The organism is Bradyrhizobium sp. AUGA SZCCT0105 (genome assembly GCF_018129565.1).
GTDB lineage: Bacteria > Pseudomonadota > Alphaproteobacteria > Rhizobiales > Xanthobacteraceae > Bradyrhizobium.
The window spans coordinates 169,595-188,020 of sequence record NZ_JAFCMK010000002.1 but is presented as its reverse complement, the minus strand read 5'-3'; the positions used below and the strand labels follow the sequence as shown (position 1 = coordinate 188,020).

Sequence of the window (18,426 nt, the reverse complement as noted above, 5' to 3'; positions counted from 1 at the left end):
GGCATGGGCGCATCATTCCGCCGCGACATTAACAGGCTCGTCGATTCCAAGACACTGCCGGACCAGCACGGGGATCGCGGCAAAGGCGTCGGCGAGCGAGCGCCGGTGGCGTTCATCGTTGAACTCCTGGTAGTCGACCGCGATCAGATGGCTCTCCTGCACCCCGAGATAGTGCGCGCAGGTGAAGATGTGGGTCTCCAGATGGTTCATGGTTTCCCGCACCCCGCCGGGGCCGAAGCCGAATTCGCCGCGCGAGCTCAGCACCACCAGCGTTTTGCCGCGCATGATCGGCTCGAGCGGAAAGTCGCCGCGCGCGAGATCGAAGCTGAAGGTCTTGTCGATGCGGATCACCTTGTCGAACCATGACTTCAGCGCCGCCGGCATGCCGTAATTGTGCATCGGTGCGCCGATGACGATCACGTTGGCGCGTTCAAGCTCGTCGATCAGTTCGTCGGAGAGACGCAGCTCGTCGCGCTGCTCCGCGGTGCGGTCGCCCGGCGCGGTGAACGCAGCGGCCACCCACGCCTCCGTGATGAGCGGCGGCGGAGCGCGGCCGACGTCGCGCGAGATGATTGTCGCGCCGGGCTCGTGCGTCAGCCAGTGCTCAATAAACGAATTGGAGAGTTTTCGGCTGACCGAACGGTCGCCGCGCGGGCTGGCATCGATATGCAGAAGGGTCGTCATTCCTGGCCTCGGCTGATTGGGGGCAATGCGTCGGCTTCACAATGACCGAGTGCCAGGGGCGGCGTGATTGACGAATCCGGCAGCTGAGTTGAGAAAATCTCAACAGTGAAGCGGCGCGCCATGATGACGCGGTCTGCGAGCGTGATCGCGGCGGGATCTGTCGCCATTCAGCAAGCAAACTTCACTCTCGACGCCGTCTCAACCCGGCTTGAGGATTCCTCATTATCGCCTTAACGCTGCCTGCTGCTCAGATGCCCCATCCGGCCCAAACCAACGCGCCGGACAAACGGGGGAAACATGTTGCTCAAGCAGACACAGCTTCCGGTGCAGGATGAGGCCGGCTTCGATGCCCACGGAATTGAACCGGTGCCGGCGGCGCACCGTACATCGTCATCGTTCGATCAGTTCTGGATCTGGACCGGCGCGAACATCGCGCCGATCAACTGGGTGCTGGGCGCGCTCGGCATCCAGCTCGGCCTGAGCCTGCTGCAAACGCTTGCCGTCATCGTTGTCGGCAATCTGTTCGGCGCGGCCCTGTTTGCCGCCTTCTGCCTGATGGGACATCGCACCGGCGTGCCGCAGATGGTGTTGGGCCGGCTGGCGTTCGGCCGCCGCGGCGCCTATCTGCCGGCATTGGCGCAGGTGCTGATGCCGATGGGGTGGGTCGCGATCAACACCTGGATCGTGCTCGACCTCTGCATGGCGGCGCTCGAGCGGATGGGGATTGGCGGCGGTATCGAGCTCAAATACGCGATCGCGGTGCTGGTGATGCTGCTCCAGATCGGCATCGCGGCCTGGGGCTTCAACGCCATCAAGGTGTTCGAGCGCTACACCATGCCGTTCATCCTGCTGATCATGGCGGTCATGACCGCGCTTGCTTTCCTGCGCGTCGATATCAAGTGGCAGTCGGCCACCGTCACTGGCATGCCGGCATTCGCCGCGGCGACGCAACTGATGACAGCGATCGGCATCGGCTGGGGCATTTCATGGCTGACCTATGCCTCCGACTATACGCGTTTCACCAGGCCATCGCTCAGCGCCGCCAAGGTGTTTCGGGCGACATTCCTCGGCATGTTCCTGCCGACGGTCTGGCTCGCTTTCCTCGGTGCGGCCATTGCATCGGCCGGCGCCGGTTCCGATCCGTCGAAGCTGATCATCGCGGCGTTTGGCACGATGGCGCTGCCGGTGCTGCTGGTGCTGCTGCATGGCCCGATCGCGACCAACATCGTCGTGATCTATTCCGCGGCGCTGTCGTCGCTTGCGCTCGACCTGCGGCGGCCGCGCTGGGTGATCTCGGTGCTGTCCGGGCTGATCGCCTCCGCGATCCTCTACGGCTTCCTGCAGTCCGGCGATTTTGCCCATGCCTTCGACAATTTCATGGTCGCCCTGATCGTCTGGATCAGCCCATGGGCCGGCGTGACGCTCGCCGACTTCTACCTGGTGCGACGCGGCCGCATCGATGTCGCCTCGCTCTACGAGGAGCCTGGTCGGGATCGTGATTTCAACTGGGCCGGGCTGATCGCCTTTGCTGCCGGCTTCGCGGCGGCGTGGGCCTTCCAGATGGGCACGATCAAGGCCATGCAGGGGCCGCTGGCGCTGGCGACCGGCGGGGTTGACCTGTCGTGGCTCACCGGCATCGGCGTTGCGATGGCGAGCTACCTTGCGCTGCATCGGCTGTTTGGACGCCCGCTGGCGCGGAGCGTTCCGTCGCCGGCCGCGGCGTCGATCGAACCCGCGCCCACATCGACCTGACAGGGGCACGCCTTGCGCCCGCTCACTCGATCCGCGCGAACAACTCCACCAGCGTCTCGCGTAGCCAGCGCTGCGCGGGGACGGTGTCGTTGCGCTGGTGCCAGAACAGGCTGACGATGCGCGGCGGCGCCGGCAGCGGCACCGGCGCCGCATGCAGATGAGGCGCATGACGGGACTGCGCGCTGAGATCGCGCGGCAGCACCGCGATCAGGTCGGACTGGCGCACGATCTCGTAGGCGGCGTTGTAGTGATTGACTGTCGTGACCAGATTGCGCGACAGCCCGCGCGAGGCGAGGAACTGGTCGTAGGTCGGCAGCGTCTTGCCGGCGAGGCTGACATCGACATGCTTGGCGCTGAGGAAGCTGCGGGCGTTGAGCCGCTTCCTGTTCGCCAGCGGATGATCCCGCCGCATCATGCAGGCATATTCGACGGTCCATAACGAGCGTGAGCGGATCGCGGCCGGCGGCTGCTGCGCCTCGTTGACATAGACGCTCAGCACGCAATCGACCCGGTTGTCCTCGAGCCGGTCACCGATCTCGAGGATGGTGTTGGGCAAAGTGTGGATGCGCGCGGAAGGCGCGATTTCGCCGAAGCGGTTGATGAGCCGCGGCATCACCAGCGAGGACACGTAGTCAGACATCGACAGGCTGAACTCCGCCTCGGTGCGCCGCGGATCGAAAGCGTCCTCGTCGAGCGCGTGGCGGACGTGCTCCAGCGCGTCGCCGATCGGCTGCCACAGCGCCACCGCGCGCTGCGTCGGGCGGATTCCGCTGGCTGATCGTACGAACAGGGGATCGCCGAGCGCGTCGCGCAAGCGGGCGAGGGCGTTGCTGACGGCGGGCTGGGTCATCGTCAGCGCGCTCGCGGCGCGGGTGACGCTGCCCTCGGTCATCAGCGCCTCGAAGACTTTCAGCAGGTTGAGGTCGAGGGTGCGGAAGGACACGAGCAATATTCACAATGGTGATGTGCCAGATAACAATTATAAATTATTCCCATAATATTGATTTGTCTATCATTCCCCCGGACCGACCTCGCGGCGCGTGCCGACCGCGGGGCGGAGGGGGGCTATTTCATGTCGATGATTTCGGCGCGCATCGAGCGCCTGCCGTTCGCGCGTTTCCATGTGCACCTGCTGCTGATGGGCGGCCTGGGCTATCTGTTCGACGCGATGGATGCCGCCGTTCTGGCGTTCATCCTGCCGGTGCTGCGCACCGCCTGGGGGCTCACCAATGTCGAGACCGGCGTGCTCGGCAGCAGCACCTTCGTCGGCTATCTGTTCGGCGCGCTGCTCGCGGGGACGCTGGGCGACCTGATCGGCCGCCGTGCGGTGATGATGTCGGCGCTCGCGCTCTACAGTGCGGCTTCGCTGGTGAGCGCGACGGTGGACAGCTGGCCGGCGTTCTTCGCCGCGCGCGTCGTCGCCGGCATGGGCACTGGCGCTGAAAGCGCGATCATCGCGCCCTATCTCGCGGAATTCGTGGCGCGGCGTTACCGCGGCGCCTTCACCGGCGCGCTCGCCGGCTTCTTCTCGTTCGGTTTCGTCGCCGCTGCCTTGCTCGGCTATTTCATCGTGCCGGCCTACGAGAATGGCTGGCGCATCGTGCTCGTGATCACCGCCATACCTGTCGTGATGCTGCTGTGGTGGCGGAGGTCGCTGCCGGAATCGCCGCGCTGGCTGGAAAGCCGCGGCAGGGTGCAGGAAGCCGAAGCGGTGCTCGACAAGGTCGAGGCCAGCTTCGCGCGCGAGGGCCGCGTGCTGCCGCCGCCGGTCGTCGAGCCGGCTGCGCCTGCCGTATCGTCGGGAACGCTGCTGAGCAATTTTGCGGCGCTGTTGGCCGGCCGGCAGGCGCGGATCACCACCATGACCTGGATCATGTGGCTGTCGATCACGTTCAGCTATTATTCCTTCTTCGTCTGGATTCCCGGCTTGCTGGTGCAGAACGGCATGAGCATCACCAAGAGCTTCGGCTATTCGCTCGCGATGTATTGCGCGCAGGTGCCGGGCTATTTCACCGCCGCCTTCTTCAATGAGCGGATCGGCCGGCAGTCCACGATCGCGACCTACATGATCCTCGGCGGCGCCAGCGCGCTCGGGCTCGCCTTTGCCGCGAGCGACGGACAGATCATGGCGGCCGGCCTGCTGCTGTCGTTCTTCATGAACGGCACCTATGCCGGCGTCTATGCCTACACGGCCGAAGTGTTTCCGACCGCGATCAGGACTACGGGGGCAGGGCTCGCATCCGCCATCGGCCGCATCGGCGCGATCATTGCACCGATCCTGGTCGGCTATCTCTACCCGAATTTCGGCTTTGCCGGCGTGTTCGGCGTCACCACGACCGTGCTGTTGATCGGTGCCGTCACCGTCGTGCTGATGGGCGTGCCGACGCGTGGCCGATCGCTGGAAGACATCGCAAGCGAAGCTGCGTGATCGCGGCCGCTGTATCTCGACAGGAGACCCTTATGTCCACGACCCTCTTCAAGAATGCCGCGCTGCTCGATCCGCTGCGCTCCGATCTGCTCGAAGGGCACCACGTGCTGGTCGAGGATCGCCTGATCAAGGAGGTCTCCGACCGGCCGATCGAGGCCTCGGTCGATCGCGTCATCGACCTCAAGGGCAAGACCCTGATGCCAGGCTTGATCGACCTGCATGTGCACGCGGTCGCGGTCGAGCTCGACCTGTCGCAGCAGGCGCGGATGGCCAACGTGCTGGTGACGCTGCGCTCGACCATGCTGCTGCGGGGCATGCTGAAGCGCGGCTTCACCACCGTCCGCGATGCCGGCGGCGCCGGCTATGCGCTGAAGCAGGCGATCGACACTGGCCTCACCGACGGTCCGAGGCTGTTCGTCTCCGGCCGTGCGCTCAGTCAGACCGGCGGCCATGGCGACGGACGCGCACGCTCGGACTATCTGGCCGACCCGACCTGCTCCTGCTGCGTGCGGGTCGGCGCGATCGCGCGCGTCGTCGACGGCGTCGATGCGGTGCGCAAGGCGGTGCGCGAGGAACTGCAGATGGGCGCCGACCAGATCAAGATCATGGCGTCCGGCGGCGTCGCGTCGCCTACCGATCCGATCGGTGCGTTCGGCTATTCCGAGGACGAGATCCGCGCCATCGTCGCGGAGGCCAAGGCGCGTCACACCTATGTGCTGGCGCATGCGTACACCGCCGAGGCGATCGAGCGCGCGGTGCGCTGCGGCGTGCGCACCATCGAGCACGGCAATCTGGTCGACCTTCCCACCGCCCGCCTGATGGCGGAGCAGGGCGCCTATGTGGTGCCGACGCTCGTCACCTACGAGGCGCTGGCCACCGAAGGCGCCAAATACGGCCTGCCTGCGGCGAGTGTCGCCAAGGTCGCCGACGTGCGCGACGCCGGCTTGCGCTCGCTCGCGATCTATCGCGAGGCCGGCGTCAAGATGGGGTTCGGCACCGACCTGCTCGGCCCGTCGCAGCGGCTGCAGAGCGACGAATTCCGGATCCGCGCCGAGCTGCTCGGTGCGCAGGCCGTGATCCATAGCGCGACCATTGTCGGCGCCGAAGTGCTCGGCATGGAAGGCAAGCTCGGCCGCATCGCGCCGGAGGCTTTTGCCGACCTGCTGGTGGTCGAGGGCAATCCGCTGCGCGAAGTGACCTGCCTGCTCGGCCAGGGCGAGCACATCCCGCTTGTCATGAAGGCCGGCAAGGCCGAGGTCGACCGGCTGGGCGGGTAGACGGGGAAGAGATCAGGTCGAACGGGTGCGCTAACCTGCCGCCGCAGGGGCGCACGGCCAAAATATCGAAAACAACCCCATGCAAAGTAGCCGGCGGCTGCCGGCGAACACGGCAGCTTGACTCGTCGGGCAAATCGGCGGCATTATTCCATTATTCAGAAATCGTGCAGCTTCGTTCGTCTCGACCCCGCAAGCGGGAGAGGCGCAGCCTTCCTGAGACCGCTTCAATCCGATTTCATTGCGCTTTGGTCTTCCGGCCTCACCACACCACGCGGAGGCCGGCAGTGCTCTTGTAGCTGTGGTTGTTGCCGGCATCCTGCAGGCTGGCGCGATAGGTGGCTTCGCCGAACAGCGTGTAGCGGCCGTTGGCCCAGCTGTAGCTGCCGCCGCCGCCGACGCTGCCCCAGAGCCGGTCGTTGGCGCTGGCGAAGCTCGTGCCCGCGACATCGACATTGCTGCCGTCGAGGAACTCGTAGTGCAGATTGCCGATCGCGTAGAGGTCGGAGCGTGCGCCGTCGCTCCAGCTCTTCTGGTGATTGAGCGACAGCCCGACGCGACCGAGCAGGCTGTCGGCATTGCCGAGCGAGACCAGCGCGCCGAAGCGGTCGGTGAAGCCGTCGAACTCGACTTTGGAATAGGCGAGTTGCGCCTGCGGGGTCAGCGAGAAGCCGTTGCCGATGGTGATGCGCTTGCCGCCTTCCACGCTGAACGCATAGCCGAGGCCTTCATTGCCATGGGCCATGCTGCCGACGAGGTCGGAGGTGAGATCGCCGCGGTAGAACATGGTCTGCATCTGGCCGTCAAGATAGACGCCATTGTCGCCATACCAGGTGGCGGTGGCGCCGACGCCGATGCCCTCGGCGCGGATGCGGCCGTTGCCGAAGAACGAATTCACGTACGCTGTGGTCAGCCCATACTGCAACGTCAGGCCGACGATCAGGCGGCCATAGCTGTTCTCGAGAGCGAGGCCGTCGAGCCCGGCCTGCGCCTTGAAGTCATCGCTGTTGGCGGTCGAGCCTGTGATGTTCGACGGCCGCAGGCTGGATTGACCGCCCTCGACGCGGCCCCAGAACGCCGATTGCGTCCATGAACTGTCGGCCTGCGCCGCCGGCGTCACGCCCATCCGCGCCATCGCCTCGCTCGGGCCGCCGCCGCCCCAGTAGCGGTTGCCGACGCGCTCCTGCATCGACGGCGGCGCGTTCATGCCGAGCAGCACCTGGGCGTAGTTCTCGTAAAGCGGCACGCCGGGCTGGTATAGCGGCGTCGGCGCGGCCGGGTCGCTCGACGGCACCAGGGTCGAGCGCAGATACCAGTCGCCGTCGGTCGGCGTCGCGACGCCGTTCTTCTGCAAGGTATAGGCATAGGCGCCGGCGACGATCGCCTGCTGCCCCTGCAGCGAGTAGTTGCCCGCCAGCGTGAATATGCCGTTGGAGGCGCCGGTGACGTCGATCAGCTTGATGCCATCGCCGGTCTGCGCGCCGCCGCCGCCGGCATTGTTGATCCGCACGGTCGAGCTGCCCGACGTGCTGCCCGCGACCAGGCGGTCGGTGGCCGAGCCGTCGCCGCCGAGCACGGTGTTGAACAGCAGCGTGCCGCCATTGCCGGCATAATTGCCGGCAACCGTCAGCGTGGTGCCCGGCGTCGTGCCGAACTGCAATGTGCCGGCATTGCTGAAGCCGCCGATGGTCTGGTTGAACCCGTTGAGGTCGATCGTGGTGCCGGCGCCGGCCGTGACGGCAGATGCCGCGCTGAAGGCATTGACCGCGCCGGCGCGCAGCGTGCCGCCGTTCACTGTGGTGGCGCCGCTATAGCTGTTGGTGCCGGACAGCGTCTCGGTGCCGCCTGCGAACGTCAGCCCGCCAGTGCCGCCGATCGCGCCGGCGAACGTGTCGTTGGCATTAGTCAGCGTCAGCGTCTTGGCGCCGAGCGCAACGCTGCCGCTGCCGGCGAGGCTTTGGATGCTGGTGCCGGTCCCGGCGAGGCCGGAAATGTCGAACGCGGCATGCGTCACCACGCGGGAATTGCTGATCGATCCTGCGCCCGTCAGCGCCAGCGTGCCTGCGGTGATCGTGGTCACGCCGTTATAGGTATTGGCGCCGGACAGCGTCTCGCTGCCGCCTGACAGCGTCAGCCCGCCGGTGCCGCCGATTATGCCGGAGAACGTGTCTTTCGCGGCCGTAATGGTCAGCGTCTTGGCGCCGAGATCGACGCCGCCGCTGCCCGACAGCCGCTGGATGCTGGTGCCCGCGCCGGAAAGGCCTGCGATGCTGAACGTGCCGTTCGCGATCACTTGGCTGGAGGCGGCGATCGAGCCCGCATCGGTCAGCGCCAAGGTGCCTGATGTGATCGTGGTCGCGCCCGTATAGGCCTGGACACCGGAGAGCGCCTGCGTGCCGCCGGTGAGTTGTAGCCCGCCGGTGCCGCTGATCGTCCCGGCAAAACTGTCATGAGCGTTGGTGAGGATCAGGTCCTTGGTGCCCAGCGTGACGGTGCCGGCGCTGCTGCCGGCGAGGCTCTGGATGTGGGCGTTGGTGTCGGGGGTGAGCGAAAGATCGAAGATTGCGTTATCGACCACCCGGCTCGAACTGGCGAGCACATTCCCCGAGCCGGCGGCCGACCCCAGTTGCAGCGTGCCTTGCTCGATCACCGTGTCGCCGGTGTAGCTGTTGCCGGCGCCACCGAACCTGAAGATCCCGTTGCCGGTCTTGGTCAATCCGCCGACGCCGCTGAAGCCAACGGAGGCGATAACGAGGAACCCGTTGCTGTCGATGGTCAGTCCGCCCGCGGCGATGTTGTTCTGGGCAGCCGTTCCGCTGGTGAGGGCGGCGGTATTGGCGGCCGCGCGGATGACGGCGTTGTCGTAGTTGGCCTGACCGCCCGCGTTGAGAATGCTGATGCCGAAGCCACGCTCCACCAGCGTGGCGTTGCTGACGTTGAGGGTACCAGTGCCGGTGCCGCCAGGGCTGGTGACGACGAGCCTGCCTGCTGCGACAACGGTCGCACCGTTCTCGATGTTGAGGGTGTTTGTGCCCACAGCGGTGATATTAAGGATGCCATTGATGATCCACTGCGATCCGGCTCCGGTCACGGTCACGGTGGACGTCGTGCCATTGGTGTTGCCGATCGAAAGCGAGTTGCCGGTGGTTGTCAGTGTCGCGCCGTTTTGAATTGTGAGGTTGGCATCCACCCCGGCCGTGACTCCGCCGAACTTGAAGTTACCCGTTGTGCCCGTCGCTCCAGCGGCCACGCCGAGGACGATGTTTGAGGTTTTGTCGACGGCGACCGCGCCACCCGCCGGCGCCGTTCCGCCGGTCCAGTTCGAGCCGACCGTCCAGTCGTTGCCGGTGGCGCCGGTCCAGCTCTGCGCCGCGGCGGACCGCGGCATCAGTGCCGAGAGCGCGGCCACCGAGGCGCTCATCAGCAGCAGGCGCTGGAAGTGCGCGCGGGTGCGGGACGGCGATGCAGTCCGGCGTAGATTGGGTGGATTGTCATCCGCGTGTCGCGGTTTCGTCGCAGCCCCGATGCATTCGCGCATGGTGCTTTTGCCCCTTGTTCTTGCCGCGGCCTGGCAGGTTGCATTCCGGCAAACCTTCGCCGGCGGCGGATGCGTGTTACGTTATGTGACTCACTGTGAGCAGACAAATGAAGGTTGTATCGTTTACTGCGAAACAAAACGCAGTGTGCCTGCAATGCAACGTCCGCGCGTTGCAATTAATCGATCGCTAACCAGTTGGGTTGCGCCCGGCGACCCGGACGGAGCTTGGGCAGGCCGACAGCATCTCAGCCGTCGCCCGCCATCACGATACCGCTGGCGGCGTTGACGTTGCCGGGCGGAAACACACATATCGTCGTGCCAATCCCAGCCGCTCCGGAGTCAGCCATGAACGCCCCCAACATCGAGTCCGTCACGCCGCAGTCCGATGGCGACGTTGTCAGCTGGTTGACCAACGAGACGCGTGACCAGCGCTTTATCGACAATATTTTCGCCGAGCTGTGCATCCGGCTGCAGCGCACGGGCATTCCGCTCAAGCGGGCGACGATGAACCTCCTGATCCAGCATCCGCAATGGCTCGGCGCCCGGATCATCTGGGCCGACGGGAAACGCGAGGCCGAGATCACGCGGGTCGACTACGATGTCCAGCAGCGATCGGAATATATCGGCAGTCCGGTCTACGAAATCCATCAGGGTGCCGACGAGGTGCGCGAGAAGCTCGAACGTGACCCGTCGCAGGGCCGCAAGCACGCGCTCTATGACGACATGCGCGCGCAGGGCCTGACCGATTATGTGGCGTGGCCGCTGCTGCATACGCTCGGCAAGCGGCATGTCGTGACCTTCGCGACCGACCGTGCCGGTGGTTTCGATGATGCGCATATCGCCAGCCTGAAGACGGTGCTGCCGGTGCTGGCGCTGGTCAGCGAGATCCGGATGAAGAACCGCCTGGCGCGGACGCTGCTCGAGACCTATGTCGGGTCGCATGCCGGCGAGATGATCCTGGCCGGCGCGACGCGGCGCGGCAGCGGCACGACGGTCCGTGCCGCAATCATGATCTGCGACTTGCGGGATTTCACCCGGATATCGGACTCGTGGCCGCGCGATGACGTCATCGATCTCCTGAACGACTATTTCGACGCGATGTCGGAGCCGATTACGCGGCATGGCGGGGAAATCCTGAAATTCATCGGCGACGGCCTGCTCGCCATTTTCCCGCTCAGCGATCCCAAGGCCTGCGCCAACCTGCTGCACGCGGTGTCCGAGGCGCGGCTGGCGATGGCGGCGCTCAGCGAACGGAACGGCATGATGGGCCGGGCGCCGATGAATTACGGCATCGGCGTCCATGTCGGCGACGTCATGTACGGCAATATCGGATCGCGCACCCGGCTCGACTTCACGGTCATCGGTCCCGCCGTGAACATGGCATCGCGCCTCGAAACGCTGACCAAGCAGTTGAAGAAAACGGTGCTGCTGTCCCGTGCCTTCGCGGATCTGGTCGAGCACGATTTCGCGCTCGAACATGTCGGCGAGCATGCGGTGCGCGGCTTCAGCGAGCCGATCGAGCTGTTTGCCTATAGCGGCTGAAGAATCTCAGGCCGGTGTCGTCGCCTGCGCCGGCGCAGCCCGATCGATGAATCCTTTGGCGAGGGCGTGATAGACGCCCTCCTTACAGATCAGGCGCGAACTCGCATGCGCGATCAGGGCCGCGGCCATCAGCGGCACCACCATCGCGTGATTGTCGGTCATCTCGGTGACGATCACGAAGGCCGTAATCGGCGCCTGAACCACGCCGGCGAAATATGAAACCATGCCGAGCAGCATGATGGCCGCAAGCGGCGCGCCGTGAAACAGCGGCGCGATGTTGGAGCCGAGCCCGGCGCCGACCGCGAGCGAGGGCGCGAAGATGCCGCCCGGCATGCCGCTGATCGAGGCAAATGTGGTGGCGAGGAATTTCCAGACGCTGAAGCTCGCGGGCAATTGTGACCCGGCTTCCAGCGCGGATTTGACCTGCTGATATCCCGTGCCGTAGATCGCGCCGTCGGAAGCAACTCCGCAAATCGCCGCCGCAAATCCGCAGATCGCCGCAAAGCCAACCGGATAGCGCTTGATCGCGCGTCCGACCGGATTGGCAAATCCGCGCGCCATTGCGATCAGGATGCGGCTGAACAGGCCGCCCGCCAGACCTCCGGCCACGCCGCAGAGCGGGACCGCGAGCCAGTCGGCGCCGTTGCGCAGGGCCGTCGCGCTGGTGCCGAAATAGGTGTAGTTGCCCATCAGAGCGAGCGACGTCAGGCCCGCGGCGATCACCGCGCCGATGATCAGGCTGGAGGTTCGCGTCTCGAAGGCGCGGCTCATCTCCTCGATGCCGAATACGATCCCGGCCAGCGGGGTGTTGAAGGCAGCCGCGACGCCCGCGGCCGCACCGGCGAGGATCAAGCCCGGTTGACGCCGGGGCGAGAAGCGGCCGAGCGCAAACATGATCGACGCGCCGATCTGCACCGTTGGTCCCTCGCGCCCGACCGACGCGCCACACAGCAGGCCGAACAGGGTCAGCAGAATCTTGCCGGCGGCAATGCGCAGCGAGACCAGGCTTTCGCGCGCGGTCTGGTCGGTCAGATGGCGTGCAGCGATGGCCTGCGGGATGCCGCTGCCCTGAGCGTTCTGAAAAAAGCGGTTGGTCAGGTAGACCGACAGCGCGAAGCCCATGGGCGTCAGCACCAGCGAGGCATAGCGGACATGCGACACCAGTGCGGAGAAGGCGACCTGCGCCAGATCCGCGAGCTGTGCGAGCGCGACAGCCGCCGCGCCGACCGCAATGCCGCCCAGCAGGAAGATAGCCCGGCGCTGCCAACGCGCGGAAACGATTCTGAACAGCCGCCTCTGGCGGTTGGAGGGGAAGCCCATTCTGACGCAATTCCGGCTGATGTCGTGGTCCGGTCCGGACGGATCACGTCATTCCTAGCACGCGTCGGTGGTGGGTGAAGCTCAACAAATCAGCAAGGCGTGCCTGCGCAGCCGCCAAATGCCAAAGCCGAAATCTGTGCTTTTCCGCGGGCAGCAGGTATCCCGCCGTCTATCTCCGGCGCTGCTGCTTCCTTGGAAACAGCCGATCGCGGATGTAGCGCGAGGTCGGCGTCAGGCGAAGTCCGCGCGGCTTCTGCCAGGCGGCGCGGTCGATCTCCTTCTTGTCGCCGATCGCGAGCCTTCCCTTGGCGTTCTTGGCGATGAAGATCGCATCGCTCATCCTGCGGCCGGAACGCTTGTTCTTGGCCGTCACTTCCTTCCACAGGCTGAGCCTGCCGAGCTTGAGCTTCGGCAGCTCTTCCTTGATCTCACGCTTCAGGCAGTCCTTGCCGGTCTCGCGCGCACGCCTGCGTCCGCCGGGGAACATCCACAGCCCGTCAGATCGACGTCGGACCAGAAGGACCTTGCCGCGCTTCGCGGCAACCAGTTTGGAAGACTTCGTCATGTACTGCGCAATGATCGAAACAGAATCGACCCCATTTTAATTTGTCTATTTGAGTAGACAAGTTCCAAGGGCGAATTGTTCCACAGTCTTGTGTCGACCGTTTGTCTGTGACGGATGGCCGGAGCGCTGAGGAAACGCTGACGACCCGATCCTCGCAAGAGGAGGCCGAAGTGAAGAGGCGGCCCGCTGTGGCGGTCTGTCGCGGCTTCACTGCGAAGGCTTGCGCGCGTTCGCCGTGATCCCGGCTTCCGCGTTCGTCGTGGCTCTCTGATCTCGCTTCATCGAACATCCTCACGTTGAGTTCGTGAAAATGGTGATCCTCCTGGTTCCCGCGGCAGGAACCGGGCACGGACTTCGATGACAAAAATCCATGACAGGCAGGCTCCGCCGCTTGACTGTATGTTCTTGTTTTGTTCTAATTGCCCTCCACCGTGAATAGGAGGCCGCCATGGACAACCGTATCAGCGAAATTCGCAGGCAGATCAGGGCGCTGCGCGTCAGCATGCTCGAGGCCGAGGCCATCGTGCGACAGCAGATCAACCGGGATGAGGACTGCGCCTTCGTGGCCGGGGACCTCCTGAAGATGCGCCTCGTGATGAGCCGTCTGGTCGAGGAGCGGGGCATGCTGGGCGACCGCGAGCCGATCATCGTGCATGCGAGCGTTGCTCCACGCCGCCGCGCCGCGACGCCGATCTTCCTTCGCGCGGCGAAGCGAGAGCTCGTCGCCGGCGAAGCGCGTGGGTGATGACGCACCCAGGATGCAGCGGCTGCGCGCCGAGTTGCGCGAGCTCGACGCATCCGTGAACCGGCTCAGGCAGGCCGGACGCGATAGTGCATCGGCGCAGCTTCTGCTGTCGCGCAAGCGCGCCGAGCTGGAGGACGTGATCTGCCGGAGGAAAGATGAGAGAGCCGCTTCGGTATTTCCACGACAGCGATGATCATGCGCCCTGGATCAAGGCGCTGGCCGAGGTCCGGCACATGGCGACGCGGGAAGGCTGGTGCTTTCACCACGTGCAGGCGATCATCGTGGCGATCGACCAGTATGCGGAGGCCGCGCTTGGCAACCGCGAGTTCTTCCTCAACCGCCCGCAGACCGTCGGCCCGCTGCGGCGAGGCGAGGTGCCGTAGAACGCAGCATCGCGTACGGCAATTTCGCGAGCTGGCGCTGCCGCATCACCGCCGTCTGCTGACGTGCTCAAGGCAATACATCGGCGGGATGCTTGTCGCGATGCTCGACATATTCGACGCGGGTCTGGTCCGGATGCAGCACCAGCATGTTGCGGCCGGTCGGGACCGGCTTGGGGGCCTCGAGTATCTTGGCGCCGACGCCGGGGAGATGCGCGGCGAATGCGTCGATGTCGTCGACCAGAAACGTCAGATGCGTCGCCGTGAACGGCTTCAGGCTCCGTTCCGTCCCTGCAATGAACAGAATCGAGGCGACCTGCGCCAGCCTGAGATCATATTCGGGATAGTCGAAGCGAAGCCGCGTCGGCTGGCCAATCAGGGCTTCGTGGAAGGCCACGGCCTCGTCCAGGCCCTCGAGCGGCAGGTAACGTCTCGCCAGGATATTGAGTATCTTCATCGCCAGGTCCTGATGTTCTCGTGTTGTTGCTGCGACCGCCATCCGGTTCAGCCAGACGACGCGACAAGGCGCGCCGCCGCTTGCGCAGCGCCGCGATCGCTCGATCGATCTGGTCGAGCTTCTCCTGCATCACGGCGGAGCAGCTCACGCGCGCGCCGCGCCGGCCGTCTTCAAGCGCGGTCAGAAGATTGCGGAGCTCGCGGGTCGAGAAGCCCGCGGCGATGAGGTCTTTCACCCACGCAGCCCGTTCGATCTCCAACACAGAGTAGCTTCGATAGCCGTTCGAATTCCGGCGCGGCACGATCAGGCCAGCCGACTCATAATGCCGAAGCGCCCGTGCACTCACGCCAAGATGGTGTGCCGCCTCCTGAATCCGCATCGCGATCTCCTGTCGGGGGTCGGCCTAGCACCTTCCCATTAACGTCAATGTCAAGCGCCGTGTTGCGGGGCCGCACCGGGCGCAGCCGCTGAACTCCGTCAATCCGCCGACACGGACGCAGGGGCCAAATGTCCCGGCCTGCCTGATCAGGCCGGGATGGCCAATCCGCTGCCGGCGACCTATCGTGACGGTCCGCGGCCGAATCTGAGGCGGATCGTTCATCGCCGGGTCATCTACATCAGGCCATCGTCAGCGCCGCACCCGCGAGGGGCGGCGGCACATTTTTCGGAGGAGGTTTCGGATGATCAAGGGCTGGCAGATTGCGACGTCGGCGCTCGCCATCGTCGTGATGGTTGCAACGCTGGGCGCAGAAGCCAACGCGGCGCAGTGCGGCAACGGGCCCGGCGGATTCGAAGCCTGGAAGGAGCAGTTTGCCGGCGAGGCGAGGGCCAAGGGCGTCGGCGCCACCGCGATCGACGCGTTGATGCAGGCACATTACGCCAGTGCGACGATCGCCGCCGATCGCGGCCAGCGCAGTTTTGGCCTGTCGCTCGAGCAGTTCATGGCCAAGCGTGGGTCTGCGACCATCGTGGCGCGCGGCCGTTCGCTGAAGCAGTCGCAGGCGGCGCTGTTCGCCTCGATCCAGCAGCGCTATGGCGTGCCGCCGGGACCGCTGATCGCGATCTGGGGCATGGAGAGCGGCTTCGGCAGCCAGCGCGGCAACCAGAACATGCTGTCGTCGATCGCGACGCTTGCCTATGACTGCCGCCGTCCCGAGTTCTTCACCGACCAGCTCTATGCCGCGCTGAAGCTGATCGACCGCGGCAGTCTATCCGGCAGCACGCGCGGCTCGATGCATGGCGAAATCGGCCAGACCCAGTTCATGCCGAAGAACGTCCTCGCCTATGGCACCGGCAATCTCGACGTCGCCGCCAACGCGCTGAGCTCGACGGCGAACTTCCTGCGCGCCAATGGCTGGCGCGCCGGCGCCGGCTATCAGCCCGGAGAACCCAATTTCGCGGCGATCGAGGCGTGGAACGCGGCAGGGGTCTATCAGAAGGCGATCGCGATCATGGGACGGCAGATCGACGGCGGCCAATGAGCGCAGGGCCAAGTTCTTTCACTCCAGGTTCCTTCACCGCCTGTTAACGCAACGGTGCCCAGATCGTTGCGGTGAAACGGAGCGAGTGGAGACAGGCTCCATGCTCAAGAACGGCACCTATGCGGCATGGTTCCGAACGTCGCTCGCCGACGGTACCGGCATCGTGCACGTGGCCGATGGCAGGCTGTGGGGCAGCGATGCCATCATGCTCTACAGCGGCACCTATGAGGTCGACGGCGAGCGCTTCTCCGCCGTTCTCACGGCCAGGCGGCACTCCGAGGGACATGCGACCGTGTTCGGCACCGACGATCTCGTGGTGCGGCTCGAGGGTATCTTCAGCGGCGCGATCGCGACCTGCAAGGGCAGGGCTGATGCCGTGCCCGATCTCGCCTTCGAGGTGACGCTGATGCCGAGCCACGAGGTGACACCCGAGCCGCCGCCGGATCTGCCGCTGCCGAAGTTCGATCCGAGCAAGCTGCCGAAATTGCCGAAACGCTCCAGCCGTTGAGCGGCTCTCCGGGCGCGATCTCTACGCGTCGCTTGGGCCCGCGGTTTCCGGAAACGGTGCGCCGGGGGTGTAGCGCTTCAGCGCGCGGATCTCGTAGACCGCCGACGGGTTGACGCTGCGCAGGTCGCGCGCCGCGGCGATCGCCTCGGCTTCATCGGCGCAATCGATCACGTAGAAGCCCAGCAGCTGCTCCTTGGTCTCCGAGAACGGGCCGTCGATCACGATGCCGTGGCCGGGCCCGCGCAGGGTGCTGGCGTTGCGGGTCTCGCCGAGCCGTGCAGCCGGGCCGAGCCGCCCCTTCAACCGTTGACGGACCTCGCGCAGACCCGCCATGACGGCTGCGTCCTCATCGGCGCTCCACGACTTGACCTCGGCTTCGACGTGATAGGCCAGGATGGCATAAAGCATCTCGTGAGCTCCTCATTTCTGTTGCGGCAGGCCCAAGGACGGCCCAAAGCCGGCCACGCCGACATTTCATGTGTAGCGGGCCGGCCGGTTTTTGTGCTGCGACAAGGTATCCCGCCGGCGGCATGGCGGCGGCGAATCGCGCGGCCCGAACAGCCAAAAAAGGCGCGGCGGAATCGCTTCCGCCGCGCCCCCGGATTTGTTGTCTCGCTGGTCAGGGCTGAGAACGCCCCGATGCCAGGCTGATTACTCAGAGCCTAGCGGGCGATCCCAGCGAGGTGACAGCGCTTGAGACAAGACACTAGATCACCTCCTTTCTTTGTTGGTGGGACCAGCAATATAGGTGGCGAATCTGCCGCTGTTAAGGCCGCCGTCCGCCCCATCCCGGCCAGGAACCAGTGCATTACGCGAACATATTTTCGTTTACCGGCGCATAAGGACGCCCGCCGAGGCAGTTGAGACGGCCGTCCGGCCGTGTTAGGTGATCGCTCGATGCGGGTGTAGCTCAATGGTAGAGCAGCAGCCTTCCAAGCTGAATACGAGGGTTCGATTCCCTTCACCCGCTCCAATGATTTCAGGCACTTGCAGCTTAGCCAGCCTGCCGTTCGGACAAACCGGCTGGTGCTCGTTCGGACAAATTATCAGGTTTTGTTCGCTTGCTGGATGTGTGACGGGCGATGCGATTGAACAAGAGCTTCTTGTCAAGACTGATTGGTGTCAGTGAGGCCGACATTGTTGGCCTGGAAGGAATGACATTCGCACTTGCCAACGCCACGGAGGAAATGGCGTCGTTCAAAGGGCTACTAACCAGCCGGGTTAAGACGAAGGTCCAAGCGCTCACCCAAGCGCTGATCACGGAAGATGATCTCGGAAAGGTCATTCGGGCTCACATTCACATCGAACATGAACTGTACGATTTGATTTTTTTTGCTGCTCCATGTCCGGAACAGTTGTTGAAGTCTAAGGACATGGAATTCTCGGAAAAAGTGCGCTTAGCGCTCGTACTTGGACTGAATGCCGAACTGAAGCCTGCACTAACGGCTGTATCCAAATTGCGAAACAACTTTGCCCATCGGATAGACATGAGGCTTGAGGAGAAGGCTGCAACGCAATTGGTTGATCTGTTGCCGCGGAGAGTTAGCGATAGATTTAAGAAAATTTTGAAAGAAGCCCTTTCCGAATTGACGGTTCGCGCACTGAAAGGAGAGGGGCTTTCGTACTTTCGCACGCAAACGCAGATTTTGGTGTTTTTCCTAGGGCTGTTCGATGCGGTCGCCGAAGAGCGGCATCGATTGGCGTTTGAAAAGCTCGAAACGATGGCTTGGCACTAGACGGATGGTGCGCCGA

Annotated in this window: 17 protein-coding genes and 1 tRNA gene; 10 read left to right on the top strand and 8 right to left on the bottom strand. The window is 64.8% G+C overall.

What is annotated here, in order from left to right; genetic code table 11:
- Window positions 1–12: 12 nt before the first annotated feature.
- The gene (locus JQ573_RS09810; protein ID WP_212309754.1) at window positions 13–684 is read right to left on the bottom strand and encodes an FMN-dependent NADH-azoreductase; all 672 of its coding nucleotides are present in this window, start codon (window positions 682–684) and stop codon (window positions 13–15) included.
- 297 nt (window positions 685–981) lie between these two features.
- On the opposite strand from JQ573_RS09810, the gene JQ573_RS09805 reads away from it, so the two are divergent.
- Window positions 982–2,436: a cytosine permease gene (locus JQ573_RS09805; RefSeq protein WP_212309753.1), complete on the top strand. Its 1,455-nt coding sequence runs from the start codon at window positions 982–984 to the stop codon at window positions 2,434–2,436.
- 22 nt (window positions 2,437–2,458) lie between these two features.
- Here the strand turns inward: JQ573_RS09805 and JQ573_RS09800 are convergent, their stop codons facing one another.
- Window positions 2,459–3,385 carry a LysR family transcriptional regulator gene (locus JQ573_RS09800; protein WP_212309752.1) on the bottom strand — a complete coding sequence of 309 codons (927 nt, stop codon included), beginning with the start codon at window positions 3,383–3,385 and terminating at the stop codon, window positions 2,459–2,461.
- A gap of 123 nt (window positions 3,386–3,508) precedes the next feature.
- Between JQ573_RS09800 and JQ573_RS09795 the strand changes: the two genes are divergently transcribed.
- Together JQ573_RS09795 and JQ573_RS09790 are read left to right on the top strand one after the other, a co-directional pair.
- Window positions 3,509–4,864 carry an MFS transporter gene (locus JQ573_RS09795; RefSeq protein WP_212309751.1) on the top strand — a complete coding sequence of 452 codons (1,356 nt, stop codon included), beginning with the start codon at window positions 3,509–3,511 and terminating at the stop codon, window positions 4,862–4,864.
- A gap of 32 nt (window positions 4,865–4,896) precedes the next feature.
- Window positions 4,897–6,141 carry an amidohydrolase family protein gene (locus JQ573_RS09790; RefSeq protein ID WP_212309750.1) on the top strand — a complete coding sequence of 415 codons (1,245 nt, stop codon included), beginning with the start codon at window positions 4,897–4,899 and terminating at the stop codon, window positions 6,139–6,141.
- A gap of 259 nt (window positions 6,142–6,400) precedes the next feature.
- On the opposite strand, the gene JQ573_RS09785 is transcribed toward JQ573_RS09790, so the two are convergent.
- Window positions 6,401–9,547 (bottom strand): autotransporter outer membrane beta-barrel domain-containing protein, encoded by a 3,147-nt coding sequence (locus JQ573_RS09785; protein WP_212408704.1) that lies wholly within the window; start codon window positions 9,545–9,547, stop codon window positions 6,401–6,403.
- Between the two features lie 474 nt (window positions 9,548–10,021).
- Here JQ573_RS09785 and JQ573_RS09780 point away from each other — a divergent pair, with 474 nt between their 5' ends.
- Window positions 10,022–11,218, top strand: coding sequence for an adenylate/guanylate cyclase domain-containing protein (locus tag JQ573_RS09780; RefSeq protein ID WP_212309748.1), 1,197 nt, complete (start codon window positions 10,022–10,024; stop codon window positions 11,216–11,218).
- Window positions 11,219–11,224: 6 nt separating this feature from the next.
- Here the strand turns inward: JQ573_RS09780 and JQ573_RS09775 are convergent, their stop codons facing one another.
- Both JQ573_RS09775 and JQ573_RS09770 read right to left on the bottom strand, forming a co-directional pair.
- Complete coding sequence (locus tag JQ573_RS09775) at window positions 11,225–12,538, bottom strand: chloride channel protein (RefSeq protein WP_212309747.1); 1,314 nt, start codon at window positions 12,536–12,538, stop codon at window positions 11,225–11,227.
- Between the two features lie 169 nt (window positions 12,539–12,707).
- The gene (locus JQ573_RS09770; RefSeq protein WP_212309746.1) at window positions 12,708–13,103 is read right to left on the bottom strand and encodes an NUDIX hydrolase; all 396 of its coding nucleotides are present in this window, start codon (window positions 13,101–13,103) and stop codon (window positions 12,708–12,710) included.
- A gap of 448 nt (window positions 13,104–13,551) precedes the next feature.
- Between JQ573_RS09770 and JQ573_RS09765 the strand changes: the two genes are divergently transcribed.
- Entirely contained in the window at window positions 13,552–13,848 is a 297-nt protein-coding gene (locus JQ573_RS09765) for a hypothetical protein (protein ID WP_212309745.1), read from the top strand.
- Between the two features lie 155 nt (window positions 13,849–14,003).
- The gene (locus JQ573_RS09760; RefSeq protein ID WP_021081740.1) at window positions 14,004–14,231 is read left to right on the top strand and encodes a hypothetical protein; all 228 of its coding nucleotides are present in this window, start codon (window positions 14,004–14,006) and stop codon (window positions 14,229–14,231) included.
- 67 nt (window positions 14,232–14,298) lie between these two features.
- Here the strand turns inward: JQ573_RS09760 and JQ573_RS09755 are convergent, their stop codons facing one another.
- Together JQ573_RS09755 and JQ573_RS40895 are read right to left on the bottom strand one after the other, a co-directional pair.
- On the bottom strand, window positions 14,299–14,625 hold the full coding sequence (locus JQ573_RS09755) for a hypothetical protein (protein WP_212309744.1): 327 nt from the start codon (window positions 14,623–14,625) through the stop codon (window positions 14,299–14,301).
- Complete coding sequence (locus tag JQ573_RS40895; protein WP_212309743.1) at window positions 14,561–15,064, bottom strand: MerR family transcriptional regulator; 504 nt, start codon at window positions 15,062–15,064, stop codon at window positions 14,561–14,563. The genes JQ573_RS09755 and JQ573_RS40895 overlap by 65 nt, the downstream gene beginning before the upstream one ends.
- 301 nt (window positions 15,065–15,365) lie before the next feature.
- Between JQ573_RS40895 and JQ573_RS09745 the strand changes: the two genes are divergently transcribed.
- The gene (locus JQ573_RS09745; RefSeq protein WP_212309742.1) at window positions 15,366–16,166 is read left to right on the top strand and encodes a lytic transglycosylase domain-containing protein; all 801 of its coding nucleotides are present in this window, start codon (window positions 15,366–15,368) and stop codon (window positions 16,164–16,166) included.
- Window positions 16,167–16,266: 100 nt separating this feature from the next.
- Complete coding sequence (locus JQ573_RS09740; protein ID WP_212309741.1) at window positions 16,267–16,674, top strand: hypothetical protein; 408 nt, start codon at window positions 16,267–16,269, stop codon at window positions 16,672–16,674.
- 21 nt (window positions 16,675–16,695) lie between these two features.
- On the opposite strand, the gene JQ573_RS09735 is transcribed toward JQ573_RS09740, so the two are convergent.
- A complete protein-coding gene (locus JQ573_RS09735) occupies window positions 16,696–17,082 on the bottom strand; it encodes a YciI family protein (RefSeq protein WP_212309740.1) in 387 nt (128 codons plus the stop codon).
- Between the two features lie 491 nt (window positions 17,083–17,573).
- Between JQ573_RS09735 and JQ573_RS09730 the strand changes: the two genes are divergently transcribed.
- Window positions 17,574–17,647 (top strand) — tRNA-Gly (locus JQ573_RS09730).
- Window positions 17,648–17,762: 115 nt separating this feature from the next.
- A complete protein-coding gene (locus JQ573_RS09725) occupies window positions 17,763–18,410 on the top strand; it encodes a hypothetical protein (RefSeq protein ID WP_212309739.1) in 648 nt (215 codons plus the stop codon).
- Window positions 18,411–18,426: the final 16 nt, after the last annotated feature.